The organism is Paraburkholderia caffeinilytica, from assembly GCF_003368325.1.
GTDB classification, from domain to species: Bacteria; Pseudomonadota; Gammaproteobacteria; order Burkholderiales; family Burkholderiaceae; genus Paraburkholderia; species Paraburkholderia caffeinilytica.
This window is the reverse complement of the sequence record NZ_CP031467.1, coordinates 4177575-4191112: the sequence shown is the minus strand read 5'-3', so window position 1 is coordinate 4191112 and position 13538 is coordinate 4177575. Positions and strand designations below refer to the sequence as shown.

Annotated in this window: 14 protein-coding genes; 8 read left to right on the top strand and 6 right to left on the bottom strand. The window is 60.3% G+C overall.

All coding sequences use genetic code 11. The annotated features are described in order from the left end of the window. Positions 1–35: 35 nt before the first annotated feature. Both DSC91_RS35020 and DSC91_RS35015 read left to right on the top strand, forming a co-directional pair. Entirely contained in the window at positions 36–596 is a 561-nt protein-coding gene (locus tag DSC91_RS35020; protein ID WP_115783035.1) for a cytochrome b, read from the top strand. Positions 597–644: 48 nt separating this feature from the next. Further along, the gene (locus tag DSC91_RS35015; protein WP_115783034.1) at positions 645–1202 is read left to right on the top strand and encodes a YceI family protein; all 558 of its coding nucleotides are present in this window, start codon (positions 645–647) and stop codon (positions 1200–1202) included. A 143-nt stretch (positions 1203–1345) separates the two neighbouring features. Here DSC91_RS35015 and DSC91_RS35010 read toward each other — a convergent pair whose 3' ends face one another. Then, positions 1346–1594: a DUF4148 domain-containing protein gene (locus tag DSC91_RS35010; RefSeq protein ID WP_162831510.1), complete on the bottom strand. Its 249-nt coding sequence runs from the start codon at positions 1592–1594 to the stop codon at positions 1346–1348. Between the two features lie 118 nt (positions 1595–1712). Here DSC91_RS35010 and DSC91_RS35005 point away from each other — a divergent pair, with 118 nt between their 5' ends. Beyond that, positions 1713–2675, top strand: a complete 963-nt coding sequence (locus tag DSC91_RS35005; protein ID WP_115783032.1) for a LysR family transcriptional regulator — start codon at positions 1713–1715, stop codon at positions 2673–2675. Positions 2676–3114: 439 nt separating this feature from the next. Here the strand turns inward: DSC91_RS35005 and DSC91_RS35000 are convergent, their stop codons facing one another. From DSC91_RS35000 to DSC91_RS34975, 5 genes are all read right to left on the bottom strand, one after another. Next, the gene (locus DSC91_RS35000; protein WP_162831509.1) at positions 3115–4257 is read right to left on the bottom strand and encodes a DUF8021 domain-containing protein; all 1143 of its coding nucleotides are present in this window, start codon (positions 4255–4257) and stop codon (positions 3115–3117) included. Between the two features lie 24 nt (positions 4258–4281). Beyond that, a complete protein-coding gene (locus DSC91_RS34990) occupies positions 4282–5982 on the bottom strand; it encodes a carbohydrate porin (RefSeq protein WP_162831508.1) in 1701 nt (566 codons plus the stop codon). Positions 5983–6077: 95 nt separating this feature from the next. Continuing rightward, complete coding sequence (locus tag DSC91_RS34985) at positions 6078–6884, bottom strand: SDR family NAD(P)-dependent oxidoreductase (RefSeq protein ID WP_115783028.1); 807 nt, start codon at positions 6882–6884, stop codon at positions 6078–6080. A gap of 18 nt (positions 6885–6902) precedes the next feature. Next, positions 6903–8132, bottom strand: coding sequence for an MFS transporter (locus DSC91_RS34980; RefSeq protein ID WP_115783027.1), 1230 nt, complete (start codon positions 8130–8132; stop codon positions 6903–6905). Between the two features lie 188 nt (positions 8133–8320). Beyond that, positions 8321–9253 (bottom strand): LysR family transcriptional regulator, encoded by a 933-nt coding sequence (locus tag DSC91_RS34975; RefSeq protein WP_115783627.1) that lies wholly within the window; start codon positions 9251–9253, stop codon positions 8321–8323. Positions 9254–9406: 153 nt separating this feature from the next. On the opposite strand from DSC91_RS34975, the gene DSC91_RS34970 reads away from it, so the two are divergent. The 5 genes from DSC91_RS34970 (at position 9407) to DSC91_RS34950 (ending at position 13438) form a co-directional block, all read left to right on the top strand. Next, positions 9407–9925, top strand: a complete 519-nt coding sequence (locus DSC91_RS34970; protein WP_229758090.1) for a VOC family protein — start codon at positions 9407–9409, stop codon at positions 9923–9925. A 73-nt stretch (positions 9926–9998) separates the two neighbouring features. Continuing rightward, positions 9999–11027: an SMP-30/gluconolactonase/LRE family protein gene (locus tag DSC91_RS34965; protein ID WP_115783026.1), complete on the top strand. Its 1029-nt coding sequence runs from the start codon at positions 9999–10001 to the stop codon at positions 11025–11027. Then, the gene (locus DSC91_RS34960) at positions 11024–11332 is read left to right on the top strand and encodes an antibiotic biosynthesis monooxygenase family protein (RefSeq protein WP_115783025.1); all 309 of its coding nucleotides are present in this window, start codon (positions 11024–11026) and stop codon (positions 11330–11332) included. Before DSC91_RS34965 ends, DSC91_RS34960 begins: the two co-directional genes overlap by 4 nt. 53 nt (positions 11333–11385) lie before the next feature. After that, on the top strand, positions 11386–12669 hold the full coding sequence (hisD, locus tag DSC91_RS34955) for a histidinol dehydrogenase (protein ID WP_115783024.1): 1284 nt from the start codon (positions 11386–11388) through the stop codon (positions 12667–12669). A 1-nt stretch (position 12670) separates the two neighbouring features. Then, complete coding sequence (locus tag DSC91_RS34950) at positions 12671–13438, top strand: SDR family NAD(P)-dependent oxidoreductase (RefSeq protein ID WP_208645758.1); 768 nt, start codon at positions 12671–12673, stop codon at positions 13436–13438. Positions 13439–13538: the final 100 nt, after the last annotated feature.

Genomic DNA, 13538 nt, shown 5'->3' with positions numbered 1-13538 from the left:
CCTAATTCGCGCAATGCGCTCACGCCGAGGACCCCATGCAGCACGCTTTCCCGTCTCTACCCGCTTGGAAATACACCCGAACTGCGATGACGCTCCACTGGGTCGTCGCGACTTTGATGATCGGTGGCTTTGTAATTGGCTGGTTCATGACCGACATTCCAGGTTTCACGCCAACCAAGCTGCGCTACTTTTCATGGCACAAATGGATTGGCTGTACCGTGCTCGTTCTCGCTGTCGTCCGACTGGTTTGGCGAACGCTGCATACCGCGCCACCATTACCGCAATCCACCACGCATTGGCAACGCGTCGCCGCGGAGGCGACCCATTGGATGCTATACGCGCTGATGTTCGCAATACCGGTGTCGGGCTATCTATATAGCTCCGCGGCGAACATACAGGTGGTCTATCTCGGCTTGATTCCGCTGCCGCGCATCATCGGACCGGACCCGGTACTGCGCCCGCTATTCAGATACACACACATCTACCTGAATTACATGCTGCTCGCGCCCATCGCGATGCATGTGCTAGCGGCATTGAAGCATCACTTCATAGATCGCGACCGCCTGTTGACTCGCATGTTGCCATTTGAGAAATAGCGCCGGGTGATGCTATCACCTGCTTTCTTCATTTTTTGAAATCTATCGATGCTCAAGGCATTGCTTCCTCATATAGCGGTCGCTACATGCTGTGGTGTCGGCAGCGTTGCTGCTCAGGCCCATGTCGATATCGCGCGCAGTTCGGTGACGGCGACGCTGACACAGATGAATGTGCCGGTGGACGGCAGGTTCAGGAGGTTCGATGCGAACATCGCGTTCGATCCGGCGCATCCGGAAGCGGCAGCCGCGTCAATCGACGTCAACACCGCGAGTTACGACCTCGGCGACGACAGCTTCAACTCGGAGGCTCGCAACAAGGAATGGTTCGAATCGGCTGTTTATCCACGAGCAACGTTTCGGTCCACCAGCGTCAAGGGTGCGGGCAAGAATGCTGTCGACGTCGCCGGGCAACTGACGGTCAAGGGTGCGATGGTCAACGTCGTCGTGCGGGTGACCTTCTCGCACCAAGGTAACGATGAAGTGTTCGACGGAACGTTACCGATCCGTCGTTCGCAGTTCAAACTCGGAACCGGTGAGTGGGCCGACTCGTCCGTGGTCTCCGACACGGTCAAGGTCCAGTTCCACATCGTCAACACCAGCCAATAACGCCGAAACCTGGCAACTTCGGCATGGATTGGGGCAAGAAGTATGGCTTTAGTACGGTGACGAAGCTTCAAATTCAGGTCGAGGGTATCAAGCAATAACGAACGCCGCGGGACGCGCGTGCCGCGCCCGCTTTCATCGTTCAATCATTTACGCACGCTGGTTATCGCGAGATCTTTCTGTCTTTGACGGTTCTCCTCTTCGATCTGGTGCTCCGCTGCGGCGAGGCTTTCGCGCCAGTAATAGGACTGTGGGCTGTAACCATGCCTCTCAAGATTGACCAATTCGTCGCGAACCTGCTGACGGCTAGGTACCTGAATTTCGACCTGCGCCATTAGGGGAGCAGTCGCGGTAACTAGGGCAACCGTCAGCGTGACGGTCAAGATCTTGTTCACTGTGCATGCTCCAGTATCGGTTCGAGTGGATGGGCGATCTCCGATTCTCTGGCGCCCGCATATATGCAGTGTGCGAGCAGTACGCCCGCAAGACAAATGAATACCCCGAATAAGCGCCATGAGCCATATCGATGCGCCGCGTCCAGCGGCATTTCACCGCCGCTTCAGGCGCTGCGATCTGAATCTGCTGGTCACGCTCGACGCACTTTTTGCGGAAGACGGTAACGTGACGCGCACGGCGGACCGGCTCGCCATCAGTCAATCCGCGGCGAGCCATGCGCTCAGTCGTTTGCGAGAAGTCTTTCGCGACGAACTCTTCGTCAGGGCGGGACCACGGATGGTGCCTACGGCTTTCGCGATGCGACTCAAGCCGATGATCTATGAATGGATCGAAGGTGCGGAGCGGGTGCTCATTACCGCGCAGCCATTCGACCTGCGACATGCGCATTCCCGGCTAGTGGTTTCCGTGCCCGAACAGATCGAGAGGATGGTGATGCCGCCTCTGATGGAACATCTTTTCGACGTGGCACCGGACATTGAAATCTTCGTCACGCCGTTGCCGCTTGGTGAGACGCTTGACGCACTGGATGCTGGGCAGATCGATCTCGCCATAGCGATCGGCGATGCCGAATTCAAGCCGTGGCACGTGGCGGTGCTCGCGTGCGAGACATCATTCGTACAGGTCTACGATCCACGGCTAATCAATGGAGCGCGGCCGTTGAAGCTTGAGTGCATTGCTTTGCTGCCGCATCTTAAGGTTAGCTATGAACCGGCGCGGAATATTGTTGTAGATGGCTATTTCGAGCGTCACGGCCTCACGCGTCGGATCGCCGCCGGGTGCGCGGGGGCAGCGTCGGTGGCGCGCATGGTGGCGGCACGACCGTTGGTCGCGATCCTGCCGGCGCTTGTCGCCCGCTCATTTCCGCAGAGCGCGCAACTCGCCGTCGAGCCGTTCGGCGACGATAGCCTGAGTTTGCGCGTGTACGTAGCCTGGCATCGTCGTTCCGATCGCGATGACGCACACGCCTATGTACGCCGTTGCCTTGCGCGCTACCTCGACGACGATTACGTGCAAGGTTGAATCCAGATCGCCTCATCGGAGGCAAAAAAAACGCGCACCAAGCAACGTCTTCGTACTGGCCGATGCGCCTGATCATCATCTTGCCGAGTGCCTGCTCCAGAAATTCTGGCCGTGCCTGCATGCGCGAGTGGCGGCTGTTTCGAAGAGCGCAGGCGAAGTGCTGTTCATGCGAATGCCGTGTGAGTCACCTTCGATTCAGAATACAGAGCCCTTTCAGAGCGGCAGCACGTACACCACGTCAGTCTGCCCGCGTTTCGAGACCTGTATTGCCCTCTTGCGGCAATCATCCGCGGCTCGACTACTCGGACAACCCTCGACATCCACCAACCTCCCAACTTACTTTGAGCCGTTAGCGCGACCGGATGCACTCCGCCAGTGCTCCTCGGGTCCGTGCCACACGCCCACAAAGCTCGTAGTAATGTGGCACGACGACATCTATTTATTTTTCGACCCACGGCGACATGGCTTCCGGCGGCCCCAGTTTTTCAAGCAGGTGCATGCCCTGTACTTTGCCGTCATAGATCCTGTGCATCTGTGCAACCGTCACGGACGCACGCGTCGGTTTCAGCGCCGCCAGGACGAATCGCCCAGATGCTTGCTGTTTTGTCAGCATATCGACATAAGGTTTCAGCATTGCATCCGGCACGAAGGCCGATTCGGTTGGTTTCGTGATCACATAGGGTTCGACAACCCCGGGGACAGTTGCGAGGCTGACCACGACGCTTTGTTCCTCATCAACGATATCCGTGCGTGCGTGTCTGTCGGTGGGGCGAAAAGGCGGCGATCCGCAAGGAATCGAGACGGTTCCGTCCGCATTCTGATGCAGCGGTGGGAGCGACGGTTGTGACTTATCGGGCGGCGGCATGACCTCCTTCAGAACGTCGGGATTTTCTGCGACTACCTTTCCGTTTTCCATCATGACGCAACTCGCCGCGAATGGTGGACTCGTAAGCGCAGGGTCGGTGTCGAAGATACTGCGTCCCGCCGAAATGAGTTGGGCCCGGGATGCCCGTCGCTGCGGCGCGAGGTCGATCGTCCACGCGTCAGGGAGCTTGCCAAGACCATCCGCGTCGAACTGGAAACCACCATCGCTACGCGATCGATCGGTGTAAAGTTCAATTTCCGATATGCTCTGATCGCGAACCTTGAGTCGTCCGAATAGTAGAGCGTTACCCGCTCCTTCGCTAATGGTGACAACCAGAAATAGCTGCTCCGACTTTGGGTCGATTACATAGTATTTGTGCTTGATGCCAGTCGCCGTACGCCAGATGGTCATCATACTCAGGGCAGCCGGTACGGCATTTTCAGTCGCTTTGTATCCGGTAGACAGGGGAAGCGCCGATGGATCATGCGCGACCATCGAGCCGAGTAGTCCGTCTGCGACATGGGTAAGACAGGCTCTGTCGCATGTGGTGGTTGCCGCCGCGTACTGCGAAAAAAGAGCGGCAGCCAGCGTGCTGGCGAGTGATGCAATGAATCGGGTTTTTCTTTTCACAGCAAAGTCTCCATAAATTGGTCCGCCGAAGGGACGGAAATTTTTTGCGTTCAATTCGTCGCAAAGCGGCCGCATTAACAACTGCATTTTCCGCTCATGAAAAGCGGTTGATTACAGATGAGTGTTGCCAATTGTGATCGCCAGGGTCACCCCCGCAAGCCAACCACTTCTTGGCACATTTGGATAGCCAAACGCAAATGCGCTATCTGGATTGAGGATGTATTCGACCACTGGCTCCAGCTTTGCATACCGGGTCAAGCTGAACGTGCTGCTCAACTCAAAGCGATATTCATTGGGCGACGTCATTTCAGCACTGCCACCCGCCAGCATTCGCGTATCCCGCTGAGCCAGCAAAGTCGACTTGTTGATTCGGTCATACATCGCTTTGACATTTATCTGGTCGACGCCGAACCAGCTCGACCTGTAATTGAACGGTTTTGTTAAGGTCAACCCAGCGGTGAGACCCCAGCCGATTGGACGGGCAGCGTCGAACGATCGCTCAACCGACGAAAAGAACGCAAGACTGCGAGGGATATCAGCCGGTGAGGAGACCGTTGTGCCGGTTTCCGACCAAATCGTTTGCTGCATCTTGAAGATGACACCTGAACTACCCTGATGAGACGTAAGGTAATAAGGATCGGTCACCTTCGTGTTCGCATAGTAATAATCGAGGTGATAGTCCGACGGATGGGCAGACGTCGTGAAGTCGGTGTGGTAACCGGCCCCGCCAACCATGAACGCGCCCTGACCGCCATCAGTCGAAAAGATATCCCAGCCATTTGCCTTTATCTGATCGGTATAGTTGCGAAGCTGTTGAACCCCGCCCTCGAACCAGATTTGTGGCGTTACGTTATATTTAACTCGCCCCCCCAACGTCCCAAGGCTCGCGTCCGGAACGCCGCTATCCCATTTGACCAGCGAATCGGTACACTCGAAATCCAGCCCGCAATTTGGAGCGAAAAAGTACCGCAGCAGATTGGTTTTCCCGAATTCGAAATTGAGGCGATCGTTGAAAACCGTCTGTTCGTAGGTAAGCAATGAGAGCCAGGGTGCTCCGGTCGAATGCGACGGAAATTGATCCGATCCCAAATAGCTGCTGGAAAACGTACCAAAGTTGACCATGTTCTTCGTTGGGTACGTGAAGGGAAAAATCACACCCTCGATATGGATTTTCGCCTCCTTCACGCTTGCAATCTTGTCGAGGTCCAGATCCACGCCATTAATGAAGATCCCCTGGGCGCCGAAGTGGCCAGGCGCTACGCCAGTACTCAGGTTATTAAATGTAGCAGCCAGGAAAATCCCCTGGTAATTGATCCCGTGCTCAGCCAGAGAGTCTCCAAGGGTTGCAAAGGGACCGTTCGAGGCGGACGCGGGCCTCGGTCCCTTTACGGTCGGGACACCCTCACTGTTGTATGGCGCCGGGTTGTTGACGCCGCCATCTTCGGACAGAACCAAGGGTGTTTCACGGCTTCCGGCTGTTGAGGATGCAACCATCAGATGGGCAGTAGTGGCCTCTCTGTTGGCGTCCGTATCTCGACCGTGCGTTCCAGATGCCGACGTACCGGTCCTGTTGCGTGCCAGCTTCTCTTTCGTTGAATCCCGGGCGACCCGGCCCGACTTGCGCACGCCATTGTTAGGCACGCCTTTCGCGGCCCCTTCTTTAGGCCCGGCGACCTCGACCGTGCTCGGCGAATCCGTAGCTGTCTGCGCGACGGCTGCGCTGCTCGCCAGCACGGTCGCCAATGCGATGGCCGAAATGTGCCACGAAGCCGGTGTCCCGCTGGGCCAAATTCCAAACCTGTTCGATCTCATTTTCATCTCCTTGATTTTTTTATGGCAGCACGCGGCCACCCACGCCGTTGAAGGCGCGGTCTGGCTCTTAAAATGGAAAGCTTTGCGGGGGAGCGCTACCAGGCCGTAGCGCCACCGTCGACAGAAAAGTCAGCGGCTGTTATCCAGCTCGCTTCGTCCGATGCGAGGAACACCGCGCACCATGCGATGTCTTCCGGTTGACCAATCCGCCCGGTCATCGACTTGGCAAGTGCACGCTCAAGAAATTCCGGCTGACGCAGCATGTGCGCGCGAGTCGCGGCGGTCTCTACCAGCCCGGGCGAGATGCTGTTGACACGAATACCGTGTGGACCGCCCTCCATCGCGAGCTGGCGGGTCATCGCGAGCACACCACCCTTACCCGCGCAATGCGCAAGCGCAGGCGATCCCGCAAGAGCGACAGTCGCGTTGGCCGAAGCGAAGTTAATGACCGCCCCGCCGCCGCGCGCAATCAGCGCTGGCCACGCCGCCTTGCACAGCAGGAATACGATGTCGAGTTCGCCGGTGAGCGTTCTGCGCCATTGCGTCTCGTAGTCCATGTCCTGCAGCCACGCGAACGCGCCAAACGCTGCCGCGTTGACGACCACGTCGAAACCATCGTGCCGCGCCAGCGCAAACTCGACCAGGCGCGCTGCCCCGGTCGGATCGGTCAGGTCGCACGGATGCAGGCTGTCGAGCGAAAGACCACGCGCGCCGGCTTCCTTGACCGTTTGTTCTGCCGCTGATACGTCGATATCGCAGCCGACGACGTGTGCGCCCTGTGCAGCGAACAGCAACGCACACGTTTTTCCGATGCCGCTGCCGATCCCGGTGACCAGCGCCACCTTGCCTTGCAGGCGCTGGCCTTCCTGCACCGGGCGTGCATGTTTGAAAACAGATTTCATGAGGAGCCTCGAGACGGATCAGCTGAGCTTCAGCCGGTGTGTGCGCAGCGCCCCGGCGAATGCGAGCGCGGCGATGAGAAGGAGCCCTATGCCCCAGCCTTCAACGACCGAGAAGCGCGAGCCCCAGTGACCGACCAGCGGCATCACGATCAGCGGACTGCAGAAGTAGCCGATGAACTGGCTCGCGGTGAATGCTCCGGTGCCAAATCCGCGGCGTGCAAAGGGCAGCGAACGCAGACCCCAGCTGACCAGCGCGGGCAGGACAACGCCACAGCCCACGCCGTTGATCGCGCCGCCGAGCGTGAGCAACGTGAAATCGTGCGCCACGCCCATGATCAGGAAGCCGAGGCCGCAGACCAGCGTGCCGATCGCGAGCTGTTGCAGCACCGCGAGCCGGCTCGCAAGGAACCATCCGAACGCCAGCGTACCGGCAATGATACCCACGCTGTTCAGCGCATAGGCGAGGCCGATCTCATTGGTCGAACGAACCCCGAGATCGACCAGCATGAACGACAAGTGAACCGGCACCACCATGAAGACAAGACCGACAGCGAACGCGACCGCGCAGATCCGCGTGAGCAGCAACGGATTGAATACCGGTTCGTCGGAAGCAGCGTGACCGCCCGCTACTGGCGTGCCTGCCGCGCTGCGCGTTTCCCAGATGAATATCTGCACGAGTGGCGCCAGCAGCAACGGCAACGCGTACGCCGTGAACGGCATACGCCAGCCGTATGCGCCGAGTGCGCCGCCCATCAGGTTGAAGATGAACGCCGATGTCGACGCCACCGTGATCTGCAGCGACGCATAGCGATCGCGCTGCGTCCCGCTGAAATAGTCGCCGATGAACGAGGTGCTGATGGTCATTACCGCCGCCTCGGCAAACCCGACGAGCGCACGGCTCGCAAGAATCGCGTAGATCGAATCGAGGTAAAGCGGCGCAGTGCCCGCCACAGCGTAAAGAACAAGCGCGCTGACCAGCACGCGCTTGCGGCCAACCCGGTCGCTGACGGCGCCGATCGCCATCGCCAGCGCGCCGAGTATCAGCATCGGCATCGTGACGACGACCGGAACCAGGGTTTCGATTCCCGGTACGCTCGCGAAATGCCGCTGCATTGCGGGAAGCACAGGTCCGATCACGGTCGGCGCGAGTGTTCCGCAGATCACCGTGCTTAGCAGAATCAGCGCATGAAAGAAGGTTGCTTCGCGGGGGGCCAGCGCGGCATCGCGCCGGTTGTTCTGCACATGCATGAGTTCGTCTCCGTTTATGAAGGGGTATACCCCGGCCGTTCAACCTGCGGCGTGCAGCGCCGCCTGAACAACAAGACAAGGTTCCCGTTTGTGTGAGACGAATGATTCCGGCAGACAACGTACGACACAATCAGATTGCGTTGACAGGACCATTTGACTGCGTCAAACGAACGCAGCGCAGGTTGGCATCACGTGAGGCTGACGGCGGGTACGCCCGAGCGCATCTGCGCCTGCTCCAGCAGCACGCGACGCATCCAGACATGGGCGGGATCGCTGTTGTTGATCGCATGCCACTGCATCACCTCGACCAGCGGCGGAAAATCCATTGGCGGCGGCAACAGCCGTAAGGGAAGGTAATGCGCGTAGATCTGCGCAAGCCGCGTATGGACCGTCGCAATGCGCGTCGTGCCGATGACGAGCTGGGGCAAGGTATTGAAATTGGTGGTGGTCACCTCGATCGAGCGCGACACACCGAGATTGGCCATCACAAGGCTTTCGAAGCTGACGCTGCGGCTGTCGCCGAACGTCGCCGCGACGTGACCCATCTGCCGGTACTGTTCGAGGCTCAGGGTCTCGCCGACGAGCGTGTTGCCGGTCCACACGACGCAACTGTATGTCTCCTCGAACAGCGTCTGCGATGGGTGCTCAGGATTGACCGACACGCTCGGATAAATGACGAAATCGACTTCGCCGCGATCGAGCCGGTCCGGCACATCGTCGGCCATGTTGGCGATATGCAGCGTAATGCCCGGCGCCTCGCGCTGCAGCCGCTGCACCACGTCGATCAGCAGCACCGTGGTCAGATAGTCGGAGGCGCGGATCACGAAGTTGCGGCGTGCCTGCGCGGGATCGAATTCGAGCCGCGCCACCACCGTGGATTGCACGGTAAGCAGGATCTCCCGCACCGGTTGTGCGAGGCTGCGCCCAAGCGGCGTCAATTCCATGCGCCGCCCCACCTGCATCAGCAGTTCGTCGCCGAAATATTCCCGCAGCCGCCCAAGCGCACTGCTCGTCGCGGACGCACCGATATGCAGACGCTCGCTCGCGCGCGTGACGCTGCGCGTATCGAGCAGCGCATCGAGCGCGACCAGCAGATTCATGTCGAAGTGACCCAGTCTCATGGTCGCCAGTATCTCGCAATCATCCGATGCGATCAATGCGTGTTTCCACTGGGAATTGATAGTCTCGACAAATAAACCGCTCTACAGTACGGCCATGCAAACGAGATTCCGCCTGGCACTGCGCCGGACGCGAGCAATACGGAGACACGAACCATGACAACAGCGCCCGTGACGCTGCCTGAGAGCGCGCCAACCCGCGACAGTGGATACACCGCCGTACCGGATCAAATGCAAGCCGACGTGCCGCTTTTGCCCGTCCTGCGCCCTCATCACTTCGGCATCAGCGTGCCCGACCTTGACGCCGCGATTGACTGGTACGGGCGCATGCTCGGCTTCTCACTCGAATCGCGCATGACGATCGACAAGATTCCGGCGCAGATCGCTTTCGTACGCCGTGACAGTTATCGGATCGAAATCTTCGAAGTGCCGGGCGCGGCCCCCCTGCCGGAAACGCGCCGCATCCCGAATCTGGATCTGCGCACGCACGGCAACAAGCACATGTGCTTCGAGGTGCCATGTGTCCCGCAAGCGGTCGCCGCGTTACGCGCACAGGGTGCCGATATCGCGTTCGAACTGGTGGTCGACGGCAATCCGACCGCGTTCATTCGCGATGTGTGCGGCAACCTGATCGAGCTGCTCGAACCGTTTGCTGCTGACCGCAGCGCTGCGTAACGGGCTTCATGCGACACGCACAACACACCGCGCTGCGCCTCAACCGGATCAATCCATCACACGCCATTCTTCAATGACTTCATCATCCAATCCCTTGCGCGGCTGGCAGGTGAGCCGCGACGCGATCCACATGGTCGGCCGCGATCTGCTGCGCCCCGAATGCATTCTCGCCGAGCCCGACGGCACGCTATGGACTGCGGATGCCCGCGGCGGCGTCATGCGTATCGATGCCGACGGCACGCAGACACTGATCGCACAGCAGAACGATGCGGCTAGCGCGCCTGCCGCGAACGACGCCGAACAGCTCGTGAATGGCAAGACTTTGCCCAACGGACTCGCATTCGACCGCGAAGGCAACATCGTGATCGCGAACTTCGGCACCGATGCGATCGAACTGATGACGCGGGATGGCTCGTCGCGCACGCTGTACGACCGCATCGACGGCACGTCGTTGGGCAAGACCAACTTCGTCCTGACCGACTCGAAGGGGCGCATCTGGTTCACGGTCACGACACGCCAGGTACCCTGGACCCGCTCGATCAACGAAAAAACCGCTGACGGCTACGTCGGCCTGATCGACGCCAACGGCATTCGCATCGTCGCGGACGGCTTTGTCGGCACCAACGAAATCCGGCTCGACGCGAACGAAGAATGGCTCTACGTCGTGGAGACAAACGCACGCCGCATTTCGCGGCTGCGCGTCGCCGAAGACGGTTCGCTCAGTAACCGGGAAATCTACGGTCCGCACGATCTGGGTGGTTTTCCTGACGGCTTCGCTTTCGATGCGTACGGCAATCTATGGATCACGCTGATCCTCAACGAAAAGCTGATCGCGCTCACGCCCGAAGGCGAAGTACTGACGCTGCTCGACGACGGCAACCCTGAAGCATTCGCCCATTACGAAGCGCATTACGCGCGAGGCACCACGACCCCCGAACTGATGGGGGCGTGCCGAGGCACACTCGCGCCGATGATGGCGAGCATCACGTTCGGCGGACCCGATCTACGCACGGTCTATCTGGGCAGCCTCGCCGGTACGACGCTCGCCAGCTTCCGCTCGCCGGTGGCCGGCTTGCCGCTCGCGCACTGGAGAGCCGCATGATTCTCGAACTCGCCCATTTCCGCATCGCGCCCGGCAGCGATACCGGCTTCGAAGCCGCATTCGCAACCGCGCAAACCATTCTCGCCAGCATGCCCGGCTACCTCGATCATGCGTTGCATCGCTGCATCGAGGATGGCTGCGAATACCGGCTGCTGGTCCACTGGAATACGGTTGAAGATCATATGCAGGGCTTTCGCGAGTCGCCTCGTTTCGGCGAATGGCGCGCGCTGCTGCAGCCGTTTTTTGCCGCGCCGCCCAGCGCCGCGCACTATCAACTCGTGTTCGCGAACCGCGCAACAAGCTAAAACTCGCGGCCAACGCCGCCCCCCTCTACGTCCAAACTGATTGGGAAACCGACATGATCGACTACATCAAGGCCGGCCAGAGCGCCCAGGTGAAAGCAGACAACCAGGCGCAAGTGCGCGCGACGGTCGAAAAGATCATCGCTGACATCGAACAGCGCGGCGAAGCGGCCGTACGTGAGTATTCGGAACGCTTCGACAAATGGAATCCGCCGTCGCTACGCCTCACCAACGCGGAAATTCAGGCCTGCATCGATTCGCTTAGCCCGCAGGCCATTGAAGACATCAAGTTCGCGCAGGCTCAGATCCGCCGCTTCGCGCAGGTCCAGTTGCTGTCGCTGCGCGATGTCGAAGTGGAAACGCTGCCGGGGGTCGTGCTGGGTCACAAGAACATCCCCGTCAATTCAGTGGGTTGTTACATTCCCGGTGGCAAGTATCCGCTGCTCGCGTCGGCGCACATGAGCGTGCTGACAGCAAAAGTCGCGGGCGTAAAACGCGTGATCGCCTGCGCGCCGCCGTTCGATGGCAAACCTTCGCCGGAAATCATCGCCGCCATGGCGCTCGCGGGCGCCGACGAGATCTATGTGATGGGCGGCGTGCAGGGTGTCGCAGCGATGGCGATCGGTACGGAACACATCGCGCCGGTCGATATGATCGTTGGCCCCGGCAACGCGTTTGTCGCGGAGGCCAAGCGTCAGTTGTACGGCCGCGTCGGCATCGACCTGTTTGCCGGCCCGACCGAAACACTCGTGATCTGCGACGACTCGGTCGACGCGGAACTGGTTGCCGTCGATCTGCTCGGCCAAGCCGAACACGGTCCGACCTCGCCGGCCTACTGCATCACCACGAGCAAAAAAATCGCCGCGGAGTTGCCGGCCGCAATCGAAACGGTGCTGGCCCGCCTCGACACGGCGCCGGTTGCCAGCGTCGCATGGCGCGACTATGGCGAAATCATTCTGTGCGAAACGGACGAAGAAATGCTGCAGGAAGCCGAACGTCTTTGCTCCGAGCACGTGCAAGTGATGACGCGCGACCCCGACTGGTTCCTGCATCGCATGACCAACTACGGCGCGCTGTTCCTCGGCCACCGCACCAACGTCTCGTACGGCGACAAGGTGATCGGCACGAACCATACGCTGCCGACGATGGGCGCGGGCCGTTACACGGGGGGCCTGTGGGTCGGCAAGTTCATCAAGACGCATAGCTACCAGCGCATCCTGACCGATGAAGCCTCGGTGAAGATCGGCGAAGTCTGCTCGCGGCTCTGTGCGCTCGAGCACTTCTCCGGCCACAAGGAACAGGCCGACATCCGCGTGCGGCGTCTCGGCAAGCAGGGTTGACATGATGCCGACCACCGCTCCCGACGCACACCCGGTCGCCGTCGTCACCGGCGCAACCGGCGGCCTTGGCGCGCAGATCTGCCACGCGCTTGCGCAAGCGGGCTTTCGCGTCGCCGCCGGTTATCGCAGCTCGACCGGCACAGCCCAGGCGCTGGTCGAACAACTACCCGGAACGGGGCACTGCGCGCTAGCGGCGCCCGTCACCGACAGTGCCGCGCTAGCCCGTCTCGCTGACGACATCGAGTCTCGCTACGGGCGTTGCGACGTGTTGGTGAACTGTGCAGGCACGACCCGCTTCGTCGCGCACGACGATCTCGACGGTCTGGATGACGCGCTAATCGACGATGTCCTCGCCACCAACGTGCGCGGTCCCTTCGCGATGGTGCGCGCGTTGGCGCGTCTGCTCAAATGCAGCGACCTGCCAGGCGGCGCTGTGGTGGTCAACATCTCGTCGATCGCCGCGCAGACCGCGATGGGCAGCAACGTGATCTATTGCGCGTCGAAAGCCGCGCTCGATAACCTGACGAAGTCGCTCGCGCGTGCACTCTCGCCGGCGATCCGCGTGGTGTCCGTTTCGCCTGGTCTGGTCGATACCGAATTCGTCAAATCGATGGACCAGGCCTGGCGCGACGAGCAGGCGAGCCGCACGCCGCTCGGCCGCCTGGCGCAGCCCGAAGAGATCGCGTTCGCCGTGCTCGCCGCGATACGCGACCTGCGCTTCACCACCGGATGTGTGCTGCCCGTCGACGGCGGCCGTCCGCTTAGATAACACGTGGGACTGGAGTAAGCGCTATGGGACCAGAGTAGGCGCTAACTCCGGTCGACCGCTTTGCATGGGACCGGACTAAGCGCTAAAGCGCTAACTCCGG